21 protein-coding genes and 1 riboswitch are annotated in these 24755 nt (G+C 67.5%); of the genes, 10 read left to right on the forward strand and 11 right to left on the reverse strand.

The window, feature by feature from the left end; all coding sequences use genetic code 11:
* From FHW58_RS02165 to FHW58_RS02185, 5 genes are all read right to left on the reverse strand, one after another.
* Nucleotides 1-963 (reverse strand): nucleoside hydrolase, encoded by a 963-nt coding sequence (locus FHW58_RS02165; RefSeq protein WP_179671442.1) that lies wholly within the window; start codon nt 961-963, stop codon nt 1-3.
* A 121-nt stretch (nt 964-1084) separates the two neighbouring features.
* Nucleotides 1085-1732, reverse strand: a complete 648-nt coding sequence (locus tag FHW58_RS02170; protein ID WP_179671443.1) for a hypothetical protein — start codon at nt 1730-1732, stop codon at nt 1085-1087.
* Nucleotides 1729-2697 (reverse strand): MlaD family protein, encoded by a 969-nt coding sequence (locus FHW58_RS02175; protein ID WP_179671444.1) that lies wholly within the window; start codon nt 2695-2697, stop codon nt 1729-1731. Before FHW58_RS02175 ends, FHW58_RS02170 begins: the two co-directional genes overlap by 4 nt.
* A 1-nt stretch (nt 2698) precedes the next feature.
* Nucleotides 2699-3487, reverse strand: a complete 789-nt coding sequence (locus tag FHW58_RS02180; protein WP_179671445.1) for an ABC transporter permease — start codon at nt 3485-3487, stop codon at nt 2699-2701.
* Between the two features lie 40 nt (nt 3488-3527).
* Nucleotides 3528-4394 carry a LysR family transcriptional regulator gene (locus tag FHW58_RS02185; protein WP_179673237.1) on the reverse strand — a complete coding sequence of 289 codons (867 nt, stop codon included), beginning with the start codon at nt 4392-4394 and terminating at the stop codon, nt 3528-3530.
* A 95-nt stretch (nt 4395-4489) separates the two neighbouring features.
* Between FHW58_RS02185 and FHW58_RS02190 the strand changes: the two genes are divergently transcribed.
* Nucleotides 4490-5878 carry an MFS transporter gene (locus FHW58_RS02190; RefSeq protein WP_179671446.1) on the forward strand — a complete coding sequence of 463 codons (1389 nt, stop codon included), beginning with the start codon at nt 4490-4492 and terminating at the stop codon, nt 5876-5878.
* 58 nt (nt 5879-5936) lie between these two features.
* Here the strand turns inward: FHW58_RS02190 and ribB are convergent, their stop codons facing one another.
* Nucleotides 5937-6596, reverse strand: a complete 660-nt coding sequence (gene ribB, locus FHW58_RS02195; RefSeq protein WP_179671447.1) for a 3,4-dihydroxy-2-butanone-4-phosphate synthase — start codon at nt 6594-6596, stop codon at nt 5937-5939.
* A 91-nt stretch (nt 6597-6687) separates the two neighbouring features.
* Nucleotides 6688-6806, reverse strand: a riboswitch (FMN riboswitch).
* A gap of 94 nt (nt 6807-6900) precedes the next feature.
* Here ribB and FHW58_RS02200 point away from each other — a divergent pair.
* The 5 genes from FHW58_RS02200 to FHW58_RS02220 all read left to right on the forward strand — a co-directional run bounded on the left by FHW58_RS02200 (nt 6901) and on the right by FHW58_RS02220 (nt 12426).
* The gene (locus FHW58_RS02200) at nt 6901-9726 is read left to right on the forward strand and encodes a pitrilysin family protein (protein WP_179671448.1); all 2826 of its coding nucleotides are present in this window, start codon (nt 6901-6903) and stop codon (nt 9724-9726) included.
* A gap of 9 nt (nt 9727-9735) precedes the next feature.
* Nucleotides 9736-9936: a hypothetical protein gene (locus tag FHW58_RS02205; protein WP_179671449.1), complete on the forward strand. Its 201-nt coding sequence runs from the start codon at nt 9736-9738 to the stop codon at nt 9934-9936.
* A 61-nt stretch (nt 9937-9997) separates the two neighbouring features.
* Complete coding sequence (locus FHW58_RS02210) at nt 9998-11404, forward strand: cytochrome P450 (protein ID WP_179671450.1); 1407 nt, start codon at nt 9998-10000, stop codon at nt 11402-11404.
* Nucleotides 11405-11440: 36 nt separating this feature from the next.
* Nucleotides 11441-11965: an SRPBCC family protein gene (locus FHW58_RS02215; RefSeq protein WP_179671451.1), complete on the forward strand. Its 525-nt coding sequence runs from the start codon at nt 11441-11443 to the stop codon at nt 11963-11965.
* An 11-nt stretch (nt 11966-11976) separates the two neighbouring features.
* Entirely contained in the window at nt 11977-12426 is a 450-nt protein-coding gene (locus FHW58_RS02220; protein ID WP_229265025.1) for a hypothetical protein, read from the forward strand.
* On the opposite strand, the gene FHW58_RS02225 is transcribed toward FHW58_RS02220, so the two are convergent.
* Nucleotides 12423-13445, reverse strand: a complete 1023-nt coding sequence (locus FHW58_RS02225) for an AraC family transcriptional regulator (RefSeq protein WP_179671452.1) — start codon at nt 13443-13445, stop codon at nt 12423-12425. The two genes, FHW58_RS02220 and FHW58_RS02225, sit on opposite strands and share 4 nt — an antisense overlap.
* A 102-nt stretch (nt 13446-13547) precedes the next feature.
* Here FHW58_RS02225 and FHW58_RS02230 point away from each other — a divergent pair, with 102 nt between their 5' ends.
* From FHW58_RS02230 to FHW58_RS02240, 3 genes are read left to right on the forward strand one after another with little or no spacing between them, the layout of a single operon-like run.
* Entirely contained in the window at nt 13548-15137 is a 1590-nt protein-coding gene (locus tag FHW58_RS02230; RefSeq protein WP_179671453.1) for an FAD-binding oxidoreductase, read from the forward strand.
* A complete protein-coding gene (locus FHW58_RS02235) occupies nt 15134-16813 on the forward strand; it encodes a glycerol-3-phosphate dehydrogenase/oxidase (protein ID WP_179671454.1) in 1680 nt (559 codons plus the stop codon). The genes FHW58_RS02230 and FHW58_RS02235 overlap by 4 nt, the downstream gene beginning before the upstream one ends.
* A gap of 15 nt (nt 16814-16828) precedes the next feature.
* Entirely contained in the window at nt 16829-18391 is a 1563-nt protein-coding gene (locus FHW58_RS02240) for an FGGY-family carbohydrate kinase (protein WP_179671455.1), read from the forward strand.
* Here FHW58_RS02240 and FHW58_RS02245 read toward each other — a convergent pair.
* From FHW58_RS02245 to FHW58_RS02260, 4 genes are all read right to left on the reverse strand, one after another.
* Nucleotides 18388-19746: a diguanylate cyclase domain-containing protein gene (locus FHW58_RS02245; RefSeq protein ID WP_179671456.1), complete on the reverse strand. Its 1359-nt coding sequence runs from the start codon at nt 19744-19746 to the stop codon at nt 18388-18390. The genes FHW58_RS02240 and FHW58_RS02245 overlap by 4 nt on opposite strands.
* A 357-nt stretch (nt 19747-20103) precedes the next feature.
* Nucleotides 20104-21297: a PLP-dependent aminotransferase family protein gene (locus tag FHW58_RS02250; protein WP_179671457.1), complete on the reverse strand. Its 1194-nt coding sequence runs from the start codon at nt 21295-21297 to the stop codon at nt 20104-20106.
* Between the two features lie 83 nt (nt 21298-21380).
* Nucleotides 21381-21842: a RidA family protein gene (locus FHW58_RS02255; RefSeq protein ID WP_090177463.1), complete on the reverse strand. Its 462-nt coding sequence runs from the start codon at nt 21840-21842 to the stop codon at nt 21381-21383.
* A gap of 98 nt (nt 21843-21940) precedes the next feature.
* Complete coding sequence (locus FHW58_RS02260) at nt 21941-22876, reverse strand: DMT family transporter (RefSeq protein WP_229265026.1); 936 nt, start codon at nt 22874-22876, stop codon at nt 21941-21943.
* A 76-nt stretch (nt 22877-22952) separates the two neighbouring features.
* On the opposite strand from FHW58_RS02260, the gene FHW58_RS02265 reads away from it, so the two are divergent.
* A complete protein-coding gene (locus tag FHW58_RS02265; protein ID WP_179671458.1) occupies nt 22953-24701 on the forward strand; it encodes a PLP-dependent aminotransferase family protein in 1749 nt (582 codons plus the stop codon).
* Nucleotides 24702-24755 lie beyond the last annotated feature (54 nt).

A 24755-nucleotide genomic window follows, 5' to 3' on the forward strand; every position in this document is an offset into this window, starting at 1 on the left:
TTAATCCTTCAACAACCGCGGCATGAACAGGCCGAAGAAGCGCGCCTGGTCCGAGGCCAGGCACACCTGCGCGTTCGGCTTGCCCGCCTGCTCGCGGGTAAAGCCCTGCTGGTCGACAACGATGCGCAGCGGCGTGACCGGGCAGACGGCCGGATCGAGCAGCCACGCCACCGGCACCACGTCGAACAGCGACGGCATATTGCTGGACCACGGCTGGTAAGCGTCGATCCATTGGTGGTAGAGCAGCGCCAGTTGATCGGTGACGGCCGAGCCGTGGCCGAGCAGGGCGTTGCGCTCCACCTCGTCCAGGCGGATTTGCGTGGAATCGACCGGCATCATCACGATCGGCACACCGGCGGTGAACAGCTTTTGCGCGGCGGCGATGTCGGAGACGATGTTGTACTCCTTGTCGGCCGGGCGCGCCGGCACGTACTGCGACTTGCGGTAGCCACTGCGCACCGAGCCGCCCATCATCACCACCTGCTTGAGCTGGCCGAAGGTGGCAGCATCGCGGTCGATGGCGGCACCGACGTTGGTCAGCGGGCCAAGCGCCAGCAGCGTGATCTGGCCGGGCTGGCGCTTGATCTGCTCCAGCATGAAGCCGATGGCGTCGACCTGCGGCAGCGGCTTGCCGCGCTGGGCGTAGCGGGCCTGGGTAAAGGGCTGCGGGTTGCCGGTGGTGCGCACCCCTTGCGCCACCGGGATCGGGCTGTGGCCCGTCTCGCGCAGCATGCGTTCCAGCAGCTGCGCGCGCAGGGCGGTATCGCCCCAGGCGGTGGTGATGCCGACGATCTCGATCTCCGGGCTTTGCAGCAGCAGGGCGAGGGCGAAAGCGTCGTCGATGTCGTCGCCGATGTCCATGTCGACGATGACTTTTTGCGGCGCGGCCTGCGCCAGGGCGGCGCAGGACAGGGCCAGCGCGGCGAACAGCGCGCGCAGTGGCCGGGTGAGGGAATAGGGCATGTAAATCCTTGGTGCGGTGGAAGCCTGGGATTTTACAGGATGACGGTTTACCCCCGCACGGCCAGGCGGGGTCAGACCCCGTACGGGGTCTGACCCCTAAGTGGAGGGGCTGGCGTATCGCTCAGGTTGTGGGTTCGCTGGAAAGCGCGATGCGGCGGCGGATGCGCTGCGCCTCGGCGCTGTCGCCAGCTTGTTCGGCGCGCATGGCTTGTACCCCGAGCCACGCCAGCAGCGGCCGCCGCCAGCCCTGGGCGGAGGCAGTGTCCACCGCGTTCGCCAGCAGTTGCGGGGTGGCTTTGCCGGCCCGGAACGCCACGCCGCTGGCCACCAGCTTCGACAACGGGTCGGGGATGGCCTGGATGGCGGCAGTCGGATCGCCCGCCGCCGCCGCCGCCTGATGCTGCGCCGGCAGCAGCGCGATGTCGGCCGCGCCGGCGTGGCCAGACAAATACGCCGCATAAGCACGGTCGGCGGCGCCGGCATCCTGCGCCAGCCGGTCGTAGCCCGGGCAAGCCTCAAACACCAGCGCCGCCACGCGCGCCGCGCAGCGCGTCAGCTCGGCGCGGATCAGCAGATCCACCTTGCCGGTGCTGGACAAGGCTTCCCGCGCGCGCTGGTACTCGGCCGCCTCGACGCGCGCGTTGCCCTCCATGTAGGCGGCGGTGGCGCGCTCGATGCCGTTTTTGGCGTTCATCTGCCAGTCCGGCACCGGCGGGTTGTTGCCGCAGCCGGCCAGCAGCAGGGCGATGATGACGATGCGCTTGTTCATGGCAGCTTGATCTCCGTGTCGCGCTTGAACGGCCATTTGCGGTTGATTTCATTGACCAGCTGCTCGACCCGCCGCAAGCTGCTTTCCACCTCGCCGCGCAGCGTGCCCAGATCGGCCGTCGCCTCCTTGGTATTGGACGCCACCGCCTGTGCCTCCACCAGCACCGCGTCCATCTTCTTCAGCGAATTGCGGGCGTCCGCCAGCAGGCCATTCAGCTGCACGATGGTGGCCTGGGCGTCGGTCATCACGCCCTGCTGGCCGAACACCCGCTCGTCCGCGTGGCCGATCAGGCTATCCGCCTTGACCGCCAGCGCGTTGACCGTCACCAGCAGCTTGTTGGCGCGCTCGGTCAGTTGCTGGGCATTCTTGTCGTCGCCGGCGATCAGGCCCATGGCGCCATGCGGCCCATTCAGCTTGCCGGTGACGCCGGCCACGTTGGCCAGGCTGGCGGCCAGCGCCGAATTCTCCGCCGTCAGGTCGTTCAGGTTCTGTAGCAGATCCTTGGCGGCCGCCAGCAGGCGCGGGATCTCGGCCGCCGCGTCGCCCACCAGCAGCGAGCGGGTGGCGCCGTCCTCCAGCGGCGGATCGGTGGGGATGCCGGTGAAGGCGCGCAGCTTGGCGCCGCCCACGATGGCCCGCTCCAGCGTGAAGATGCTGGAACTGCGCAGCCAGTGGGCATCGTCGCGCGGCACGTCGACCACCACGCGCGCCTTGCCCTCCTTGCTCAGTTCTATGCGCCGCACGCGGCCGATGGGAAAGCCGGCGAAGGTCACGTCCATGCCCACGGTGACGCCCTCCGAGTCGTCGGCCTGCAAAATCAGCGTCTGGGTCGACTCGAACGCGCCGCGCGCGTACAGCAGGTAAAGCGCCGATCCCAGCACCAGCGCGGCCAGCAGCACCAGCAGCACGGCGGCCTTGAATTCGGCGTTGCGCACCGGCGCGGCCTGGTTGATTGGTTCTGTCATATCAGTAGTAATTCCCCATGAGCGAGGCGACTTCGATCAGCAGCATGACGGCAAACAGGCGCACCATGTCCGACAGGCCGTGGGTCACCTTGTTGCGGTAGCTGGCGCCAAAATAAAACGAGGAGGCCATCGGGATCAGGCCGACGGCCAGGCTGAAGAAGACGATCTTCAGCACCAGGATCAGGGTCACGGCAGGATTGAACACCTGGCCGACCACGCGCGTGTAGCCGGCCAGCGCCCATGGCGTGAAGCCGTACAGCGCCAGGTAGGCCAGCACCAGCGTCAGCACGCAGCTGACCGCCGCCAGCATCCACACGGCGAAGATGCCGGCCGCCACGCGCGGGAAAAAATCGTCGTGCAGCTCGGCCGCCGTCACCTGGCGCCCGGCGACGCGGCCCTGGGCGAATTCCAGTCCGGCCGGCAGCGTGGTGCGCAGCGCCACGAAGGCGGCGGCGGTCAGCGGCACCAGCTCCAGCACCAGCACCCGCACCACCATCTCCAGCGCGAAGCGCGACAGGCCATAGCTTTGCGAGGTCACCACCACGATGCGGATCAGCACCAGGCTGACCAGCGCCGACAGCACGCCATACCACGCCAGATTGGGCGCGGTGTCGGCCACCAGGTGGCCGGCCAGCAGCGGGCGCCGCGCGCGCCCATAGGTGGACGGCGTCAGCGCCACCGACAGCATCAGCACCGCGAAGTGCAGCAGCCGCCACCAGCTGTGCAGCCAGCCGACCGCGCCGTGGTGCAGCCGTTGCAGGAGAGGGGGATGGGATGCTTGCGTGCTCATGTTGGCATATTAGCACCGCCGCGCGCCGGCGCGGCGTACGTTACCGCTCTGGGAAGCTGTCGATGATGGCGTCGGCCGCCGCCCGCACGCGGGCGCTGCGGCTCAAATCGCTGTGCATCACCAGCCAGACGTCGTAATGGTCGACCCGCTCCGGCCACACGCGCACCAGGCGCGGGTCGCCGTCCGCCATGTGGCAGGGCAGCTCGGTCACGCCCATGCCCAGCCGCGCCGCCTCGATCAGCGCCAGGCCGCTGTTGACCTCCATCGCCACGCGCGCGTTGTGCACCGGCTCCAGGCAGATCTTCTGCTGGTGGCGCGGCGCCACCGAGGCCTGGTAGATCACGATGTCATGCCCGGCCAGGCCGTTGCCCGGCACCGGCATGCCGCGCTCTTGCAGATAGTCCGCCGTGGCGTACAGGCCCATGCTGCGTTTGGTCAGGTGGCGCGAGATCAGGTCCGGGCTGGTCGGCCGCAGCGTGCGCACCGCCAGGTCGGCCTCGCGCCGCGTCAGGCTGGTGATCTCGGTGCTGGTACTGAGCACGATGCGGATTTCCGGATGCATCACGTGCAGCCGCCGCATGGCGCCGAGGACGAAGTGCGCGGCCATCGTATCCGAGGTGGTCACGCGCACGCTGCCGGACAGGCGGTTGTCGATGCCCTGCATCTCGCGCTGGAACTGCAGCGCCGCCTGCTCCATCTTTTCGGCGGCGGCCAGCGCCAGTTCGCCGCCCGGCGTGGCCAGGTAGCCGGACGGCGTGCGCAGGAACAGGCGCGCGCCCAGCGACTTTTCCAGCGCGTTGAGGCGGCGGCCGACGGTGGCCTGGTCGATGTCCAGCAGCGCGGCGGCCGCGCGCAGCGTGCCTTTGCGGTAGATGGCGAGGAAGATGCGGGCGTTGTCCCAGTCCATGGCGGCCTCCGGCGGCGGTTGGTGATGCATTTTTGCATCAGAGCGCCGATGTTATGCGTATTTACTGCATCCCGCAAGCGGCCTACCATGGCGCCATGACGACCTCTCTCTCCCCCGCGGCGCCAGCCCGCCACGTGCCTCCCCTGTTGATGCTGATGACGCTGGCCATCGGCTTTGTGATGGCGATGATCGACGTCACCGCCGTCAACACCGCGCTGTCCGACATTGCGCTCAGCCTGGCGGTGCCGCTCACCGGCCTGGTGTGGGTGGTGGACGGCTACACGCTGACCTTTGCCGCGCTGCTGATGGCCGGCGGCGCGCTGGCCGACCGCTACGGCCCCAAGGCCGTGTACCAGGGCGGCCTCAGCGTGTTCATCCTCGGCTCGGTGCTGTGCGCGCTGGCGCCCAGCGGCCACGCGCTGATCGCGGCGCGCCTGCTGCAGGGCGCCGGCGCCGCGCTGTTCATGCCCAGTTCCCTGAGCCTGCTGACGCACGCCTACGAGGACCAGGCCACGCGGGCGCGCATGCTGGGCACGTGGTCGGCCATCGTCGGCTGCTCGTCGGCGGCCGGGCCGCTGGTCGGCGGGCTGCTGGTGCACGCCTACGGCTGGCGTAGCGTGTTCTGGGTCAACGTGCCGATCGGCCTGCTGGGCATCGTGCTGACGCAGGCGCTGGCGCCAGCCACGGCGCGCCATGCGCGCGCCTTGTCGCTGCTGAGCCACGCGCTGGGCGTGACGGCGCTGGCGGCTCTGAGTTTCGTGCTGATCGAGGGGCCGGCGCTGGGCTGGTTGTCGCCGGCGGTGCTGGCGGCGGCGCTGCTGGCGCTGGCGGCGGGCGCGCTGCTGGTGCGGCGCGAGCGGGCCGGCGCCCATCCCTTGCTGCCCAAGGCGCTGTTCGAGACGGCGGCGTTCGCGGCGGCCAATGGCGTCGGCTTCCTGATTAATTTTGCCGTGTTCGGGCAGCTGTTCCTGCTTAGTTTATTCATCCAGCAGGGCGGGGCGGACGCGCTGCAGACGGGCCTGAGGCTGATTCCGATGATGGCGGCGTTCGCGATCGGCAATCTGACCTCGGGCCGGATCACGGCGCGCGTGGGCACGCGGCCGCCGATGCTGTATGGGCTGCTGGTCGGGCTGGGGATGGCGCTGCTGATGCTGGCCGGCTTGCGCCCCGCGACGCCGTACTGGCAACTGGTGACGGCGGCGGTGGTGATGAACGTCGCCATCGGCATCGCGATTCCGGGCATGACGGCGACGGTGATGCTGGTGGCGGGCAAGGCGCACGCCAACAGCGCCGCCGCCGCGCTCAATGCCAACCGCCAGATCGGCGCGCTGGTGGGCGTGGCGATGATGGGCACCGTGCTGCACATGGCGCCGGCGTGGGGTTGGCGGCTGCCGCTGTCGTTTGGGTTGATCGCGGCGGCCTATGCGGCGGCGTTGGGGCTGGTGTATTGCCACGTCAGACCCGCACGGCCAGGCGGGGTCTGACCCCGTGCGGGGTCAGACCCCCAAATGGTGACGCCGGCGTCGTGGCACAGGCTGCGGGTCAGATGCCGTGCTGCTGGCGCCAGGCGATCATCTCGGCGATGGTCAGGATCGGCATCCCGTGCAGTTCGGCGAAGCGTTCGATGTCGGCGCCACGCATCATGGTGCCATCGGGGTTCATCAACTCGCACAGCACGGCCGCCGGATTGAGGCCGGCCATGGTGGCCAGGTCGACCGAGCCCTCGGTATGCCCCTTGCGCGCCAGCACACCGCCCGGCGTGGCGCGCAGCGGGAACACGTGGCCTGGATGCACCAGGTCCGACGGCTTGGCGTTGGCCGCCGTCGCCGCGCGGATGGTGGTCACGCGGTCGGCCGCCGAAACGCCGGTGGTCACGCCCTCACGCGCCTCGATCGACACCGTGAACGGCGTGCCATAACGGCTGCCGTTGTTGGCCGCCATCATCGGCAATTCCAGCGCGCGCACCTGGTCCGCGTCCAGGCACAGGCAGACGATGCCGCTGCACTCGCGGATCATCAAGGCCATGGTGTGCACCGTCATCTTTTCAGCGGCGACAATCAGGTCGGCCTCGTTCTCGCGGTCAAAATCATCGAGCAGGATGACCGGCACGCCGGCGCGCATGGCGTCCAGCGCCGCGTGGATGCGGCCTTCCAGGTCGTCCGATACAAGGGAAGAGGGGGATACGGCAGTGTGGTCCAGCATGTGAAACGCTCCTTGATAAGATAGGAACGCGACAGGGCAAGCGAATACGCGCGGCCCGCCGGGCCACAAGGGGCGGCGGGCTGCGTCAAGCGCACATCTTCTTTCATCCGGACTGTTACCGTCGGCCCTGGAGTTGCACCAGATCTGCGCGTTGCCGCGCTCGCGGGCTGTACCGCCGGTGGGGAATTGCACCCCGCCCCGAAGACGTTTGTTGTTGCCCGCCGGGCGGCAGGCACGAGGATTTTAGCCTAAATCCGGCAATTCGGTGTAAGGTAGCTGTTCTCTTAGATTTTGTGCATTCGGAATGAAGCTGATTACCCTGCGTATCCTGTCCGGCGCTGCAATCCTGGCGTGTTCTTTCCTGGCGCAAGCCGACGATCTGCCCGCGCCCAAGCTGAGCGACCCGATACCGGTGGGCCCGCAGGTCAAGGTTGGCAAATTGGCCAATGGTCTGAGCTACTACATCCAGCGCAACGGCCGGCCGGAGAAGAAGCTGGAGCTGCGGCTGGTGGTCAAGGCCGGCTCCATCCTGGAGGACGACGACCAGCAGGGCCTGGCCCACTTCACCGAGCACATGGCCTTCAACGGCTCCACCCATTTCAAGCGCAACGAGCTGGTGTCTTACCTGCAGTCGATCGGCGTCAAGTTCGGCGCGGACCTCAACGCCTACACCAGCTTCGACGAAACCGTCTACATCCTGCCGCTGCCCACCGATAAGAAGGAAGTCGTCGACAAGGGCTTCCAGGTGCTGGAGGACTGGGCGCACGGCCTGTCGTTCAACGACGCCGACATCGACAGCGAGCGTGGCATCGTGCTGGAAGAGCTGCGCATGGGGAAGGGCGTGGACGACCGCATGAACAAGGTGGTGCTGCCCAAGGTGCTGAACGGCTCGCGCTACGCGCAGCGCATGCCGATCGGTAAAGAGGAGATCCTCAGGCACTTCAAGTACGACGCCATCAAGCGCTTCTACCGCGACTGGTATCGCCCGGACCTGATGGCGGTGGTGGCGGTCGGCGACATCGACCCGGCCGAGGCCCAGCGGCTGATCGAGCAGCACTTCGGCAAGCTGAAAAATCCGGCCCATCCGCGCCCGCGCGCGTACGCCAGCATCCCCGAGCGCCAGGATTCGGAGGGCATCGTCTTCACCGACAAGGAAGTCAGCGCCAACACCGTCTACATCCGCTACCCGATCCAGTCGCTGCCGGCCGAGAAGACCTTCGGCGACTACCGCCAGAAGCTGGTCGAGAACCTGTACAGCTTTATCCTCAGCCAGCGCATGTACGAGCTGACGCAGCAGGCCAACCCGCCGTTCCTGCAGGGCGGCAGCGGCATGAACAAGATCGTGCGCGGCTACCGCTCGTTCGGCGCCGGCGCGGTGCTGGGCAAGGGCGGCGCCACGCCGGCCATCAACGCGCTGGTGCAGGAAGACCAGCGCGCGCGCCAGTACGGCTTCAGCGCGGCCGAGGTGGAACGCGCCAAGAAGGGCATGCTGCGCAACTACGAGCGCCTGTACAACGAGCGCGATAAATCCGATTCGGCCGGCTACGCCGCCGAATACATCCGCCACTTCCTGGAGGACGAGGCCATCCCCGGCATCAGCGCCGAATACCGCTACGTCAGCCAGTTGCTGCCGTCGATCAGCGTGGACGAGGTCAACGCCGCCGTGCGCGCGGCCATTCCGGACAACCAGAGCAAGCTGGTGATCTACACCGGCGTCGACAAGCCGGGCGTGCCGCCGCCGCGGGCCGATGAGCTGGTGCGCACCGCCAGCGCGGCCGAGCGCATTGCCGTCAAGCCGGTGGCGGACAAGGAATACGCCACCCAGCTGATGCCGCAGCCGCCGAAGGCCGGCGGCATCGTCAGCGAAACCGTCGACGACAAGGTCGGCATCACCCAGCTTACGCTCAGCAACGGCGTCAAGGTGGTGCTGAAGCCGACCGACTTCAATAACGACCAGGTGCTGCTGGGCGGCCTGCGCTACGGCGGCTGGTCGCTGCTGCCGGACAGCGACGTCTTCGCCGCGCATTACGCCAGCAGCATCGTCGGCCAGATGGGGGTGCTGAACTACACGCCGAACGACCTGGTGAAGGTCTTGGCCGGGAAGAGCGTCAGCTCGGCCGCCAATGTCAGTTCGCTCAACGAGTCGATCGGCGGCAGCTCCGGCAGTTCGGACGTGGAAGCCATGCTGCAACTGGTGTACCTGCAGATGACGCAGCCGCGCAAGGACCCGGCCATTTACACCGCCTACGTCGACCGCCAGCGCGAGCTGGCGCAGAACAATCTGGCGCGGCCGGAATCGGTGTTCTACGACACCGTCACCGCCACGCTGTACAACAACAATCCGCGCGTGCTGCGGGCGGCGCGCCCGGCCGATTTCGACCAGCTGGCGCTGGACCGGGTGCTGGACATCTACAACAGCCGGCTGTCGAGCGCGCGCGACTTCACCTTCTTCATCGTCGGCAGCTTCGACGTCCAGAAAATCAAGCCGCTGATCGCCACCTACCTGGCCAGCCTGCCGGTGGGCGAGATCCCGGTCGCCTTCAAGGATGAGGGCGTGCGGCCGATCAAGGGCGTGGTGAAGAAGGAGGTGCATGCCGGCTCGGACCCGAAGAGCACCATTTCGCTGTCGTTCACCGGCGAGGTGGAGTACTCGCGCGCCGCGCGCATGCGGCTGCAGGCACTGGTGGAGGTCATGAACATCAAGCTGATTGAAACGCTGCGCGAGAAGATGGGCGCGATGTACAGTGGCGGCATGAGCGGCAGCATGAGCCGCATCCCCTACGGCAACTACACGATCAGCGCCAACCTGCCGTGCGCGCCGGAGAACGTCGACAAGGTGCTGGCCGCCACCTTCGCCGAGATCGAGAAGATCAAGCAGCACGGCGCCCAGGAGGCGGACCTGAACAAGGTCAAGGCCTCGTGGCTCAAGGGCTACCGCAAGGGGCTGCGCGAAAACAGCTACTGGATGGCCTCACTGCAGAATGCCTTCTTCAACAATAACAGTCCGGAGGATATACTGAGCTACGAGTCGCGCGTGAACGCGCTGACGACGGCGGACCTGCAGGAGGCCGCCCAGCGCTACTTCGATACCAACAACTATCTGCAAGTGGTGCTGTACCCCGAGAAGTAAGGAGCAATCATGGCAAAGAAAAAAGAAGAGCTGGACCCGGAAACCCTGGAGCTGATCAACTGGTGCATCGAGGTGGAGGGCTACCTGGTCAAGGGCGGCGCCACCCAGCAGGAAGCGCAGGACCACATCGAAGAACAGGTGGAATGGTTCACCGACCAGTTCTACGATGGTTTGACGCCGGAAGAAGCCGCGAAAGAAGCGCTGGCCTAGTCCGGCCAGGCGTCGCGGCAGACGACGATGTGCAGAGAGGGAACGCCGGGGACGAACAACCATGGGCAAAAACATCAGCGACCTGCCGGGACCGAAGCCGCGCCCCTTGCTGGGCAATGTGCGCGAGATCCGCGCGCGGCCGTTTCACCAGGTGCTGGAGGACTGGGGGCGCGAGTTCGGCCCGCTGTACCGCTTCCGCATCATGGGCCGGCAGATGCTGGCCACCTCCGACCGCGACATGATCGCCACGCTGCTGCGCGACCGGCCGGACATGATGCGCCGCTCCAGCCGCACGGCCGAGATGCTCGATGAGATCGGCACGCGCGGCCTGTTCACCGCCGAGGGCGAGGACTGGCGCCGCCAGCGCAAGCTGGTGATGCGGGCGCTGACGCCGGAGGTGATCCATCATTTCTTTCCGACGCTGGCGGCGATGACCGAGCGCCTGCGGCTGCGCTGGCAGCGCGCGCTGGCCGCCGGCCAGCCGGTCGACCTGCTGCGCGACCTCAAGGCCTACACGCTGGACGTCACCATCGGCCTGGCGATGGGGCAGGACATCAACACGCTGGAACTGGAGGCGCATCCGCTGCAGCGTGACATCGAATTCCTGTTCCAGTTGGTGGCGCGCCGCCTGACCACGCCGTTTGCGTACTGGCGCGTGCCGCTGCTGAAGCGGGCGCAGGACCACGAGGCCATCGCCGCCTCGGCGCGCATCCAGCAGGCCATCTTTGGCTTCATCGCCGACGCGCGCCAGCGGCTGGCGGCCGATCCGGCGCGCCGCCTCAAGCCGGCCAACCTGCTGGAGGCGCTGATCGTCGCGCGCGACGAGCCGGATTCCGGCTTCACCGACGAGGCGGTGGTCGGCAATGCCATCACCATGGTGTTCGCCGGCGAGGACACCACCTCCAACACCGCCGCCTGGCTGCTGGAATTCCTGGCCGACCATCCGGCTGCCGCCGCCCGCATGGCGCGCGAGGCGGAGCAGGTGCTGGGCGAACGCGCGGTGCTGGACGACTACCGCCTGCTCGACCAGCTGCCCTACATCGACGCCGCCACCCGCGAGGCGATGCGCCTCAAGCCGGTCGGCCCGTTCATGGCGGCCGAGCCGAATCAGGACGTGGTGCTGGGCGACCTGGCGGTGCCGGCGGGCACGGTGATCTTCCTGTTGCTGCGCCGCGCGGCGGAGCGCGAGGCCGGCCTGGCGCAGCAGGAACGCTTCCTGCCCGAGCGCTGGCTGGTGGAGGCCGCGGGGCAGGGCGATGATCCCGGCCGCAAGCTGTTTCCGTTCGGCGGCGGGCCGCGCTTCTGCCCGGGGCGCTACCTGGCCATGGCGGAGATCAAGATGGTGATGTCGATGCTGGCGCGGCATTTCACGCTGGAGCGGGTGCCCGGCGCCCCGGCCGCGCGCGAGTGCTTCACCTTCACCATGACGCCGGACGCGCTGCCGGTGCGGCTGGCGCGCAAAACCTGACCGGCCAATGCCATAATAAGAGAAAGGGAGAAAAGCATGTTCAAGAAAGTCATCGTCGTCGTTTCGGTGTTGATCCTGCTGTTGCTGGCGTGGGCCGCTTTGCAGCCGTCGACCTACTCGGTGCAGCGCTCGATCGCCATCAAGGCGCCGCCAGAAAAAATCCAGCCGCTGATCAGCGACTTCCATCACTGGCAGCAGTGGTCGCCGTGGGAGGGACTGGATCCGGCCATGCAGCGCACCTACAGCGGCGCGCCCAGGGATCTGGGCGCGGTCTATGCCTGGCAGGGCAACAAGAACGTGGGCTCCGGCCGCATGGAGGTGGTCAGCCTGACGCCGGCCAGGGTCGGCATCAAGCTGGACTTCCTGACGCCGGTGAAGTCGACCTCGGACACCGTATTCGTGCTGGAGCCGCAAGGCGACACCACCACGGTGCGCTGGACCATGTCCGGCGATACCGACTTCATGGCCAAGATGATGAACGTGTTTATCAGCATGGACAGCATGATCGGCCCGGCCTTTGAAAGCGGCCTGGCGAAAATGAAGACGGTGGCGGAAAAATAAGGAGACGGATGATGCGCAAGGCGGCAACCAACCTGGCGATGGCGGCAACGGCGGCGGCACTGGCGGCGACGATGGCCATCGCGCCAGCCGGCGCGGCGCCGTTGCGGCACGACCATCCGCTGATCGGCATCTGGCGTGTTACGCTGCCGGACGGCGCCTGCACCGAGACCTACCGCATCCGCCCGGACGGCACCACGCTGGTGTTCAGCAAGGAGGAGGTGGCGGAGTCCAGCTTCACCGTCAGCGACCAGCCGGACAAGAATGGCTTCTACAAGCAGGTCGACACCATCGTCAAGGACAACGGCAAGCGCGATTGCAGCGGCAACGTCACCAAGCCGGGGCGCGCCGTCACCAGCTACTTGCGCTTCCACCCCGGCGGCAACCTGTTCGTCATGTGCGCCGATCCCAATCTGCAGCGCTGCATCGGCCCCTTCATCCGCGTGCGCGGGCAGGGCGTTTAGCCGCTGCGCCAGGCGCCGGGATTGACCCCGGCCCATTCCTTGAACGCGTGATTGAACGCGCTCTGCTCCTGGTAGCCGAGCAGGAAGGCGATGTCCACCAGGTTCAGCTCCTGGCGCCGCAAATACTCCTTGGCCAGCGCGAAGCGCGCCTGGTCCAGCACCTGCTGGAAAGTGGCGCCGGCCTCGCTCAGCTTGCGCTGCAGCGTGCGCGGCGACAGCTTCAGCGTCTCGGCAATGGTGGCCAGCCGCACCTGGCCGCCGGACAGGCTGGCGACGATGGCCTCATGCACCTGGCGCGTGATGGCCGGCGCGCTGCTGGCGCGCTGTTGCAGCAGTTGCTCCGCGTGCTGCCGCAGCACCGGATACAGGCTGACGTCCGCATTCGGCACGGGCCAGGACAGCAGCATGGCGTTGAAGCTGGCGACATTGGCTTGCGCGTTAAACAGCGGCATATCGCCCAGCACCTTTACGTATTCCTCGCGCAGTGCCGGCGGACCGCCGTCGTGCGTCAGCGTGATCGCGTGGGCCGGCAGCGCGGTCCCGGCCAGCCAGTTGCTGAACACGCGGATGCCGGCGAACACGCTGTCGGCCAGGTGGCGGTGCGCGCTGCCGTAGTGGCTATGCCAGGTGTAGTGGGCGATGTCGTCGTCGATGGTGATGGCCGAGCGGCCCAGGTCATGCGCCAGCTGTTCGTAGCGCATGGTCTGTTCGAACACCTGGCCGAAATCGCGACAGCTCAGCAGGATCAGGCCGTAGACGGTGTAGGTCCCCAGCTTGACGCACTGGCCCACGTGCAGGCCGAAATGCGGATCGTTGGCCAGCGTGGCGCCGATGTCGAGCAGGCGCACGTAGTCGTCGGCCGGCAGCGACTCCGGCAGCGGCGCCAGCGCGCCGGCGGCCAGGCCGGCCGCCGTTTCCAGCGCGCGCGCCGTCACGCCGCGCATGGCGGCGGCCTCCATCAGCGGCTGCAGGTAGGAGCCGGCGACGCGTTTGGCATGATCGAACAAGGGGGGTGTCATGAATGCGCAATACCGGCGCGCGGCATTGTTTTAATCTCAAGTGGTGAATAAATCGCGTGCTTGCCAGTATATCAAGCGCGCCGCCAGGGAGATAGCAAAACAATGAGGCGCTGGAACGGTTGGGGCGACGAGTCGATGGAATTTGCGCTGAACGCGGACGCGCTGGCGTTTCTGGCGCAGCGCGTTGGCGCTGGCCGGCCGGTGACGGATGCGTCGCTGGCGCAGGCCTGCGCGCAGATCGGCGCGTCGCGCCTGCCGGCGCATCCCTTGATCGACACGTCGGCCGAGACGCGGCTGCGCAATGCGCTGGGCCAGAGTCTGCCGGACTGGCTGCGGCTGCGTTATGGCGTGATCGGCGCCGCGCCGGACGGCGTGGCCTATCCGGAGAGCGCGGAGGACGTGCGCGCGCTGCTGGCGTATGCGGCGCGGCATGGCGTGGCGCTGATCCCGCAGGGCGGCGGCACCAGCGTGGCCGGGCATCTGACGGCGCCGTCGGCGCGGCCGTCGCTGGCGGTCAACATGACGCGCATGCGGCAGTTGCTGTATCTGGATACCGAGTCGCAGCTGGCGACGTTCGGCGCCGGCGTGCTGGGGCCGGACCTGGAAGCGCAGTTGCGGGCGCGCGGCTGCACGCTGGGGCACTTTCCGCAGTCGTTTGAGTATTCGACGCTGGGCGGCTGGATCGCCACCCGCTCGTCTGGCCAGCAGTCGCTGAAGTATGGGCGCATCGAGCAGATGTTCCGCGGAGGTTCGCTGGAGACGCCGTCCGGCACGCTGCATTTGCCGACGTTTCCAGCGTCGGCGGCGGGGCCGGATCTGCGCGAGATGGTGCTGGGCTCCGAGGGCCGGCTGGGCATCCTGACCGAAGCCACGGTGCGGGTCCGGCCGGTGCCGGAGTACGAGGCGTTTCACGCGGTGTTCTTTCCGGACTGGCCGTCGGCGGAAACGGCGGTGCGGCAGGTGGCGCAGGCGGGGTTGTTGCTGTCGATGCTGCGCTTGTCGAATCCGATGGAGACGATGACCATGCTGGCGTTGGCGGGCCACAAGAAGATGATCGCGCTGCTGGAGGGTTATCTGTCGCTGCGCGGCTGCAAGGGCGGCAAGTGCATGCTGATGATCGGCGTCAGCGGCCGCAAGCCGCTGGCGCGGGCGGCCTTGCGCGAGGCGCTGGTGTTGACCATGCCGCATGGCGGCGTGCACGTGGGCCGCTTCATGGGCGAGAAGTGGAAGCAGAACCGCTTCCGCAACGTCTACCTGCGCAACGCGGCCTGGCAGCACGGTTATGCCATCGACACGGTGGAGACGGCGGTGGACTGGCCGCGCGTGGAGATCATGATGCGCGCGGTGGAGGCGGCGGCTGCCGCCGCGCTGGGACAGTACGGGGAGCAGGTGCACGCTTACACGCATCTGTCGCATCTGTATGCGCAGGGGGCGAGTGTTTATACGACCTTTGTGTATCGGCTGGCGGGCGACTACGAGGCCGATCTGGCGCGCTGGAAGTCGCTGAAGATGGCGGCGTCGATGGCGATTGTGGAGCATGGCGGCACGATCAGCCATCAGCATGGCGTGGGAGGCGATCATGCGCCATATCTGTCGGCCGAGAAGGGCGAGCTGGGGATGTCGCTGCTGCGCTCCGTGTTTGGGCACGTGGACCCGCAGGGCATCATGAATCCGGGGAAGCTGGCGCCATGAGCCGGGACGATATCGCGGGCGAGTGGGATGTGGTGGTGATCGGCGGCGGCATCACCGGCGCGGGGATTTTGCTGGAGGCGGCGCGGCGTGGCTTGCGCGCGTTGCTGGTGGAGCAGCGGGATTTTGCGTGGGGGACGTCGAGCCGGTCGTCAAAACTGGTGCATGGGGGCTTGCGGTATTTGAAGGAGGGACAGTTCGGGCTGACGCGCGAGTCCGTGCGTGAGCGCGAGCACTTGTTGCGGCATGCGGTGGGGCTGGTGGAGCCGCAGAGTTTTGCGTTTGGCGATTACGTCGGGCGCAAGCCGGGCAAGCGGGCGTTCCTGGCGGGGCTGGCGATTTACGATCGCCTGGCCGGGCAGCGCACGCGCCATTATTACAGCCGCGAGGAGTTCGCTGCGCTGGCGCCGAACGTGGCCACCGACGGCCTGCGGGGCGGCATGGTCTACATGGACGCCAAGACGGACGACGCGCGGCTGGTGCTGCGCGTGTTGCACGAGGCGCGCCGACACGGCGGCGTGGCGCGCAATTACATGGCCGCCGAGGCGCTGTTGCGTGAAGGCGCCGCCGGCGCAACCGGCGCAACCAGCGCGATCCGCGCCGTCGGGGAGTTCGGTGCACTGGGCGCATGCGGCGCTGTCGGGGAGGGCGGCGCGGGCGCTGCGGGGGACGTGTGCGGCGTGCGGCTGTTGGATACCTTGAGCGGCCAGCGGCACGAGGTTCGCGCCCGCCTCGTCATCAGCGCGACCGGCGCCTGGGCGGACCGGCTCCGTGCGGCGCCCGCGTCGGGCCCGGCAGCATCGACGCCGTCCGCCGACGTGCGGTTGCGGCCCTTGCGAGGCAGCCATCTGGTGCTGCCGGCCTGGCGGCTGCCGTTGGCGCAGGCGATCAGCCTGATGCATCCCGCCGACGGCCGTCCGGTGTTCGCCTACCCATGGGAGGGCGTCACACTGGTCGGCACCACCGACGTCGATCACCACGACGACCTGGCACGCGAAGCAGCCATCACCCGCGCTGAATGCGAGTACCTGCTGTCCGCCCTGCACGCCCAGTTCCCGCAACTGCACCTCACCGACGCCGACATCATCGCCACCTACGCCGGCGTGCGCCCCGTCATCGACAGCGGCAAAGCCGATCCATCCCGAGAAACGCGCGACCACGCGCTCTGGCTGGAACACGGCCTGCTCACCGTCACCGGCGGCAAGCTGACCACCTTCCGCGTGATCGCACTGGACGCGCTCACACTGGCCGCCACGCGCCTGCCGGAACTCCGCCAACAACTGGCGCCGCAGCCGGTGTTCGCCGCTACGCCGCCACCGCGTTACACGCCAGCGCTGCCGCCCGGCCAGGCGCAACGCCTGCAAGGCCGCTACGGCGCCGATGCGCAGGCGCTGATCGATGCCGCCCGGCCGGACGAACTGTCCTGCATCCCCGGCACAGAAACCATCTGGGCGCAACTGCGCTGGGCCGCGCGCCACGAGGACGTGCGCAAGCTGGAAGACCTGCTGCTGCGCCGCACCCGCCTGGGCATCCAGCTGCGCGGCGGCGGCATCGACATCCTGCCGCGCATCCGCGCCATCTGCCAGCCGGAACTCGGCTGGAGCGACCCGCACTGGGAAGCGCAGCAGGCAGACTACCTGGCCCTGTGGGCCACACACTACAGCCTACCAAAACAATAAACACAACGAGACACCATGGCAGACCACTACCTGCTCTCCATCGACAACGGCACGCAGAGCGTACGCGCGCTGCTGTTCGACTTGAACGGCAACCTCGCCGCCAAATCGCAGATCCACCTGCAAGCCTACTACTCCGAGCACCCCGGCTGGGCCGAGCACGACGCCGACGGCTACTGGAACGCCGTCGCCGCCGCCTGCCAGCAGCTATGGCGCACCACCGCCATTCCGCGCAGCGCGGTGAAGGGCGTGGCCGTCACCACGCAGCGCGGCACGGTAGTGAATCTGGACCGCCACGGCAAGGTGCTGCGGCCGGCCATCACCTGGCTGGACCAGCGCCGCGTCGGCAAACCGGCGCCACTGAGCCTGTGGTGGCGCGCCGCCTTCAAGCTGGCGCGCGTGGACGGCACCATCGACTACTTCCGCCGCGAGGCAGAAATCAACTGGATAGCCGAACACCAGCCGGCGATCTGGGCCAATACCCACAAATACCTGCTGCTGTCGGGATTCCTCAACTTCCGCCTGTGCGGCCGCCACGTCGATTCAACCGGCTCGCAGGTCGCCTACCTGCCGTTCGACTACAAGCGCCACCGGTGGGCCGGCGCGCGCGACTGGAAATGGCAGGCCTTGCGCGTGCGGCCCGACATGCTGCCCGAGCTGGTGGCGCCGGGCACGGTCATCGGCGCCATCACCGCCGCCGCCGCCGAAGCCACCGGCATCCCGGAAGGCACGCCGCTGGTGGCCGCCGCCGCCGACAAGGCCTGCGAAGTGATCGGCGCCGGCGGCCTGGCGCCGCACATCGCCTGCCTGAGTTACGGCACCACTGCCACCATCAACACCACCACCCGCAAATACGTCGAAGTCACGCCCTACATTCCACCCTACCCGGCGGCGGTGCCGGGCGCCTACAGCACCGAGGTGCAGATTTTTCGCGGCTACTGGATGGTCAACTGGTTCAAGGAACAGTTTGGCCACCTGGAGCAGATGGCCGGCGCGCGCCAGGGCATGGCGCCGGAAGCCATGTTCGACCAACTGGTGGATGACGTCCCGCCAGGTTCCATGGGCCTGATGCTGCAGCCCTACTGGAGCCCCGGCATTCGCATTCCGGGGCCGGAGGCCAAGGGCGCCATGATCGGCTTTGGCGACGTGCACACGCGCGCCCACATGTACCGCGCCATCCTTGAAGGCCTGGCCTACGCGCTGCGCGAAGGGAAGGAACGCATCGAAAAGCGCAGCGGCGTGGCGGTGACGGAGCTGCGCATCGCTGGCGGCGGTTCGCAAAGCGACGCCGCGATGCAGCTGACGGCGGACATCTTCGGCCTGCCGGCCGCGCGCGCCCATGTCTACGAAAGCTCGGGTCTGGGCGCGGCCATCGCCGTCGCCGCCGGCCTCGGGCTGCACCGTGACTTCGAGGCGGCCACCGTCGCCATGACGCGGCCGGGACGCGTGTTCCAACCTATCGCCGCCAACCAGAAAATCTACGACCAGCTGTACCGCCGCGTGTACCTGAAAATGTATAAGCAGCTGCAGCCGATGTACCAGCAAATCGCCGCCATCACCGGCTATCCGGGTCTGGATTAGCGCATCACCAACGCCTTGACGGCGGCCAGCGAGGCGCCGCCGGTCTTGGTGGCCTGCACCTGATTGCGTCCGCCTTCCTTGGCCACATACATGGCGCGGTCGGCGGCGACGAACAGCGATTCGGTGTTGTCCAGCTGATGCGGGTGAATCGTGGCCACGCCGATGCTGACCGTTAGCCACGGCGACGTCGTCGAACGCGGATGCGGGATCTGCAGCGACTCGATGTGCGCGCGGATCGATTCGGCCAGCAGATAGGCCTTGTCGCCGTCGGTCTCGGCGAACAGCAGCACGAACTCCTCGCCGCCGTAGCGCGCCGCCAGGTCGGTCGGGCGCAGCGCATGCGAGGCGATGGCCTCGGCCACCTGCTGCAGGCAGGCGTCGCCGGCCGGGTGGCCCAGCGTGTCGTTATACAGCTTGAAGTGGTCGACATCCAGCACCACCAGCGACAGCGGCTGGCCGCTGCGCATGGCGCGCTGCCATTCCTTCTCCAGGAAGCTGTCGAAGTGGCGGCGGTTGGCGATCTTGGTCAGCGGATCGTTCATGGCCGCGCGCAGCAGCGTATCTTCCGACTGCTTGTGGTGGGTGATGTCGTGCAGCAGGCCGATGAACAGCGGCTGGCGCAGGTACATCGGCGTCAGCGTCAGGTCCATGCACACCGAGCTGCCATTGCGGTGGCGGATGATCACCTCGCGCGTGCCGTGGTTGTGCGCCGTCTGCGGCGCGGCGGCGTAGCGCGCGAAGTAGTCCAGGTATTCCTGCGCCACCAGGGGATTAAGCAGCTCCGAGATGGTGCGCCCGGCCAGTTCGTCGGCCTTGTAGCCCAGGTATTTGTCGCAGGCCGGATTGGTGAACTGGATGCGGCCGTCGGCCTCGATGATCAGCAGGCCCTCGGCCATGTTGTTGACGATGGTGCGCAGGCGCTCGGCCTGTTCCTCGTGGGTCTCGCTGCGGCTGCGGATCTGCAGCTGCGTGCGCACCCGCGCGCACACCTCCGGCATGCGCAGCGGCTTGCTGATGTAGTCGACCGCGCCGAGGTCGAAGCCGGCCACCACGTCGTCGGTATCGGTGCGCGCGCTCATGAAGATCACCGGAATGCGCTGGGTGACGGCGTTGCTCTTCAGCTGGCGGCAGGTTTCGTAGCCGTCCATGCCCGGCATCATGATGTCGAGCAGGATCAGGTCCGGGTGGACGCGGCGGGCGATCTTCAGCGCCCGTTCGCCGCTGGTGGCCACGAAGGTCTGGTACCCCTGTTCGACCATCAGCTTGCGCAGCGCGCCGAGATTCTCGGGGGCGTCGTCCACGATCAGGATCGCGGCATCGCGCCGCGTGGCATAACTCAGACTTCCGGAATTCATTGTTGGGCGCCTTTAACCGGGTGGGTTGTATTGGCGTGTTGGGTCAGTTGCGCGGGTGCGCAACGGCGGCGGCAAGCGAAGGTGATGGGGGCGTGTTTCAACAAAGGCTGGCCTGATATGAAAGTGACTATCCGTCCAAATCATACCGCTTTGCAACGTTCGCAGGTGAAAAATTATCTGACTTGTCAGATGAGTTGCCATGCGGGCATCGAGCCGCGTCGCTGCTGGCCACATATGGTGTAAGTAATGTTGGCGGGAAGTTATGGAATCGGCCGATTTTGTGACTATTGGTGATAATCCGCGCGGCCGGGGTGTTGTATTTTTGCGGGCGGCGAGGGCCGCCCGCGATGGTGCTGCTTACAGTTTTGCGGCGATCAGCTTGCCCAGTACTTCGATGCCGTGGCGGATGCGCTCCGGCGGCACGGTGACGAACGACAGGCGCAGCGTGTTGGTGGCCGCCTCGTTGGCGTAGAACGGCGCGCCCGGCACGAAGGCAACCTTTTGCGCGATCGCTTCATCCAGCAGTTGCATGGCGTTGATGTGCTTGGGCAGCGTGACCCAGATGAACATGCCGCCTTCCGGCTTGGTCCACTCGACGCCGGCCGGGAAGTGCTGGGCCATCGCATCCAGCATGACCTGGCACTGGTCGCCGTACAGCGCGCGGATTTTCGGGATGTGCTGTTCCAGGAAGCCGTCCTTGACCACCTGGTGCACCACCATCTGCGTCAGCTGCGAGGTGTGCAGGTCGGCAGCCTGCTTGGCCAGCTCCAGGCGGCGCGCCAGCGGCAGCGGCGCGACCACGTAGCCGAGGCGGATGCCCGGCGTCAGCACCTTGGAGAAGGAACCCATGTAGATCACGCCGTCCGGATTCATCGCCACCATCTTCGGCAGCGGTTCGCCCTTGTAGCTCAAGGCGCCGTACGGATCATCCTCGATCAGCGGCAGGCCGAGACGGGCGCAGGTTTCCACCAGTTCCAGGCGGCGCTCGACCGACAGCGTGCGGCCGGTCGGGTTCTGGAAGTTGGGCAGGGAGTACAGCAGGCGCGCGCCTTGCGCCACCTGTTCGATCGACGACGGCACCAGGCCGTGGTCGTCGGTGTCGACCGATTTGAATTCCGGACGGTAGACCGAGAAGGCCTGCAGCGCGCCCAGGTAGGAAGGCGTTTCCACCAGCACGCGGCTGCCTTCGTCGATCAGCACCTTGCCCAGCAGGTCCAGCGCCTGCTGCGAGCCGGACACCATCAGCACCTGCTCCGGCACGATCCTGGCGCCGTTGACCGACAGCGAGTCGGCGATCCACTGGCGCAGCGGGGTGTAGCCGTCGGTCGGGCCGTATTGCAGCGCCACTTTGCCGTTCTCGCTCAGCACCTTGTCGAAGGCCGCCTTCATTTCGTCGACCGGGAAGGTCAGCGGCGATGGCAGGCCGCCGGCGAAGGAGATGATCTCCGGCTGCTGGGTGATCTTCAGGATCTCGCGGATGAAGGACGCCTGCAGCTGCTCGGCGCGTTCAGCGAACTGCCACTGGATCGGATTGGGGTTTTCGATTTTCATACAGGTCTCACTAGAGGATAACAAGCAGCGCGCTTGTGGCGCGCTTTTATAGGAGGAACGGCGGCGGGTAGCCGCCGCCCGCTTTACGCGACTTCCGCGATCAGTTCGATTTCGACGCAGGCGCCAAGCGGGATCTGGGCCACGCCAAAGGCGGAGCGGGCGTGTTTGCCGGCATCGCCGAAGACTTCGCCCAGCAGCTCGGAGGCGCCGTTGGTGACCAGGTGTTGTTCGGTAAATTCAGGGGTGGAGTTCACCAGGCTCATGACTTTGACGATGCGCTTGACGCGGGTCAGGTCGCCGCCGACGGCCGCCTGCAGGGTGCCGATCAGGTCGATGGCGATGGCGCGCGCGGCGGCCTTGCCTTCGGCGGTGTCGATGTTCTTGCCCAGCTGGCCGACCCAGACGCTGCCATCGGCGCGCTTGGCGATGTGGCCCGACAGGAATACCAGATTGCCGGTTTGGGCGTACATGACGTAGGCGGCGGCAGGGGTGGCCGGTGCCGCCAGGGTGATATCAAGCGCTTTGAGTTTTTCGTAAACAGACATGTGGTTATCCAGTTAATTATTGATGTGTGGAGACCGATATTGTACTCTCGCGGCGCTGGCGGTCTCCAGTTGGCGCGAAATCCAGATACTGTACGGTGTCAGCGGCGTTTTACCTGCATTTTGCGGCCGGCGGCCACGGTGGCGATGACGGCGATTGCAAAGGCCAGCGTCGGCCAGTCCAGTGTCTCGCCCAGCACCACGGTGGCGCCCAGTACAGACAGGAAGGGCTGGACCAACTGTACTTGTCCGACCCGCGCCACGCCGCCGAGCGCCATGCCGCGATACCAGAAGAAGAATCCGATAAACATCGAGAACACGGAGACGTAAGCGAAGCCGGTCCAGGCGGCGGCGCTGGCGCGGGCCAGTTGGGCGCTCTCGTGCCAGGCCAGCCAGCCCACCACCGGCAGCAGCGGCGGCGCGGCCAGCATCAGCGCCCAGCAGATGGTTTGCTGGCCGCCCAGCGTCTGCGACAGCCGGCCGCCGGCGGCGTAGCCCATGGCCGCCAGCAGCACCGCCACGAAGATCGCCAGGTCGGCTGCGTGCAGGCTGCCGCCACTCTGGCGCAGCGCAAAGCCGATCACCAGCAGCGAGCCTAAGATGGCCATGATCCAGAAGCCCCGGGACGGCTGTTCGCCACCCAGCAGGGCCGCGAACAGCGCGGTGGCCAGCGGCAGTACGCCGACCAGCACGGCGCCATGGGCGGCCGGCAGGCTGCGCATGGCCACGGACGTCAGCCAGGGGAAGCCGATCACGCAGCCGATGGCCACCATGACCAGCGCGGGCAGGGCGGCGCGCGGTGGCAACGGCGCGCGCTTCCAGTACAGCCAGCCGCCGGCCAGTACAGCGGCCGCCAAGGCCCGCGCCAGGGCGACGAACATCGGCGACAGGCCGCTGGCCATGCCGCCGCTGACGGCGAGGCGGGTGAAGGGCAGCGTCAGGCTGAAGATGGCGACGCCGATCAGGCCAAGCAGCATGCCGGCGCTTTCGTCGCTCATGCGGCGATGGGTGGTCAGGACTGGTGTGTTTGGGCGCATGGGTTTATGCTACGTGACAAAACCAGTACAGTGCCAGTACACTTTGCAACATAATTTCTTATACTGTGATGGTAAAATGACCAATACACGACCACGCACTTCGCTGTTGGGTGCCGCTGCGGCGGCTGCGGCGGAAGCAGTCAACGAAGCGCTGGCCGCCGCACAGGCCCGCGAAGCGCGCGCCATCGCCGCGCCGGCACCGGGGCCTGCGGTAGCGTCGGTGCCGCTGGCCGCGAAGCAGACCGTCGAGCGAGGGCGCGCCCGGGTGCCGGGCCGCACGCCGGCGGCCGAGGCCGGCGGCGCCGGCGGCGCGGGACCGATGTTCGGCTTGCTGCTGCGCGAATCGGGCGAGACGCTGATCGACCAGATCGTGCGCTCGGTGGCGGCGCGCATCGACGACCGGCTGCTGCGCGGCGGCGCGCGCATGCCGTCGATTCGCGCGTTCGCGGCCTCGCATGGCGTGTCGGCCTTCACCGTGGTGGCGGCCTACGACAAGCTGGTCGCCACCGGCTATCTGGAATCGCGGCGCGGCGCCGGTTTCTTCGTGCGCGAACGGCCGGCCATGGCGCTCAACGCGGCCGATCCGGCGGCCGGCGGCGCGTTTGGCGTGCATGGCCTGCATGGCGCGGCAGGCATGGCGGGCGGCCTTGGCGGCACCGGCGGCGCGCGCGCGGCGCTAGCCGGCTTCGAGTCCAAGCCGATCGACGTGGTCTGGCTGGTGCGGAACATGTTCCGCCAGATGCCGCACCAGCAGATGCCCGGCTCCGGCGTGCTGCCGCCCGAGTGGCTGGATGGCCCGGCGGTCGCCAACGCGCTGCGCGCCGTCAGCCGCCAGAATCCCACGCTGTTATTAAGCTACGGCGTGCCGCAAGGCTTCCTGCCGCTGCGCCAGCAACTGCAGCACAAACTCGCCGAGCTGGAGATCGCCGCCGCCCCCGAGCAGATCGTCACCACCGCCGGCGTCACGCAGGCGCTCGACCTGGTGGCGCGCGAATTCACCCGGCCCGGCGACACCATCTTCGTCGACGACCCGGCCTGGTTCCTGATGTTCGGCTCCTTCGCCGCGCTGGGCGCCAAGGTGGTCGGCATCCCGCGCCTGGCCGACGGCCCCGACATCGCCCGCCTGGCCGAACTGGCGGCGCTGCACAAGCCCAAGCTGTACATCATCAACTCGGTGCTGCACAACCCCAGTTCCACCTCGCTGTCGGCGGCCAAGGCCTTCCAGGTGCTGCGGCTGTCCGAGGAACATGACTTCCTCATCGTCGAAGACGACATCTACTGCGACCTCCATCCCGGCAGCGCGGTGCAGCCGGCCACGCGGCTGTCGGCGCTGGACCAGTTACAGCGGGTGATCTACCTGAGCGGCTTCTCCAAGACCATGGCCGCCAACCTGCGGGTCGGCTTCATCGCCACCTCGCCGGAACGCGCCGAGCGCCTGGCCGACCGCAAGATGCTGTCGACGCTGACCACCAGCGATATCGGCGAGCGGGTGGTGTACAAGGTGCTGTCCGAAGGCACCTACCGCAAGCACGCCGACCGCCTGCGCGCCCGGCTGGACGGCCTGCGCGCCAAGACGCTGCGGCAAATGGAACGCATCGGCCTGAAGGTGGACGGTTCGCCGCCGGCCGGCATGTTCGTCTGGGCCGACGCCGGCTGCGACACCAACGTGCTGACCGAACGCGCCATGGCGCACAACCTGCTGCTGGCGCCGGGCAGCCTGTTCTCGCCCAAGCAGCTGCCGTCGACCCGCATGCGGCTCAACGTCGCGGCCATGCAGGAGCCGGCCATCTGGCGTTTCCTTGAAAGAGAACTGGGTGGGTCTTGAAAAGCCTCTTATAATCCCCACTTTCCGGAAATCTTAACCAAAAGACTATTCAAA

The sequence above is a fragment of the Duganella sp. 1224 genome (genome assembly GCF_013408245.1).
Classification (GTDB): domain Bacteria; phylum Pseudomonadota; class Gammaproteobacteria; order Burkholderiales; family Burkholderiaceae_D; genus Rugamonas.

What these genes read in the sequence shown, in the direction of transcription:
- FHW58_RS02165 (WP_179671442.1), bottom strand. Translation starts at nt 963, where the DNA reads ATGCCCTATTCCCTCACCCGGCCACTGCGCGCGCTGTTCGCCGCGCTG.
- FHW58_RS02170 (WP_179671443.1), bottom strand. Translation starts at nt 1,732, where the DNA reads ATGAACAAGCGCATCGTCATCATCGCCCTGCTGCTGGCCGGCTGCGGC.
- FHW58_RS02175 (WP_179671444.1), bottom strand. Translation starts at nt 2,697, where the DNA reads ATGACAGAACCAATCAACCAGGCCGCGCCGGTGCGCAACGCCGAATTC.
- FHW58_RS02180 (WP_179671445.1), bottom strand. Translation starts at nt 3,487, where the DNA reads ATGAGCACGCAAGCATCCCATCCCCCTCTCCTGCAACGGCTGCACCAC.
- FHW58_RS02185 (WP_179673237.1), bottom strand. Translation starts at nt 4,394, where the DNA reads ATGGACTGGGACAACGCCCGCATCTTCCTCGCCATCTACCGCAAAGGC.
- FHW58_RS02190 (WP_179671446.1), top strand. Translation starts at nt 4,490, where the DNA reads ATGACGACCTCTCTCTCCCCCGCGGCGCCAGCCCGCCACGTGCCTCCC.
- ribB (WP_179671447.1), bottom strand. Translation starts at nt 6,596, where the DNA reads ATGCTGGACCACACTGCCGTATCCCCCTCTTCCCTTGTATCGGACGAC.
- FHW58_RS02200 (WP_179671448.1), top strand. Translation starts at nt 6,901, where the DNA reads ATGAAGCTGATTACCCTGCGTATCCTGTCCGGCGCTGCAATCCTGGCG.
- FHW58_RS02205 (WP_179671449.1), top strand. Translation starts at nt 9,736, where the DNA reads ATGGCAAAGAAAAAAGAAGAGCTGGACCCGGAAACCCTGGAGCTGATC.
- FHW58_RS02210 (WP_179671450.1), top strand. Translation starts at nt 9,998, where the DNA reads ATGGGCAAAAACATCAGCGACCTGCCGGGACCGAAGCCGCGCCCCTTG.
- FHW58_RS02215 (WP_179671451.1), top strand. Translation starts at nt 11,441, where the DNA reads ATGTTCAAGAAAGTCATCGTCGTCGTTTCGGTGTTGATCCTGCTGTTG.
- FHW58_RS02220 (WP_229265025.1), top strand. Translation starts at nt 11,977, where the DNA reads ATGCGCAAGGCGGCAACCAACCTGGCGATGGCGGCAACGGCGGCGGCA.
- FHW58_RS02225 (WP_179671452.1), bottom strand. Translation starts at nt 13,445, where the DNA reads ATGACACCCCCCTTGTTCGATCATGCCAAACGCGTCGCCGGCTCCTAC.
- FHW58_RS02230 (WP_179671453.1), top strand. Translation starts at nt 13,548, where the DNA reads ATGAGGCGCTGGAACGGTTGGGGCGACGAGTCGATGGAATTTGCGCTG.
- FHW58_RS02235 (WP_179671454.1), top strand. Translation starts at nt 15,134, where the DNA reads ATGAGCCGGGACGATATCGCGGGCGAGTGGGATGTGGTGGTGATCGGC.
- FHW58_RS02240 (WP_179671455.1), top strand. Translation starts at nt 16,829, where the DNA reads ATGGCAGACCACTACCTGCTCTCCATCGACAACGGCACGCAGAGCGTA.
- FHW58_RS02245 (WP_179671456.1), bottom strand. Translation starts at nt 19,746, where the DNA reads ATGAATTCCGGAAGTCTGAGTTATGCCACGCGGCGCGATGCCGCGATC.
- FHW58_RS02250 (WP_179671457.1), bottom strand. Translation starts at nt 21,297, where the DNA reads ATGAAAATCGAAAACCCCAATCCGATCCAGTGGCAGTTCGCTGAACGC.
- FHW58_RS02255 (WP_090177463.1), bottom strand. Translation starts at nt 21,842, where the DNA reads ATGTCTGTTTACGAAAAACTCAAAGCGCTTGATATCACCCTGGCGGCA.
- FHW58_RS02260 (WP_229265026.1), bottom strand. Translation starts at nt 22,876, where the DNA reads ATGCGCCCAAACACACCAGTCCTGACCACCCATCGCCGCATGAGCGAC.
- FHW58_RS02265 (WP_179671458.1), top strand. Translation starts at nt 22,953, where the DNA reads ATGACCAATACACGACCACGCACTTCGCTGTTGGGTGCCGCTGCGGCG.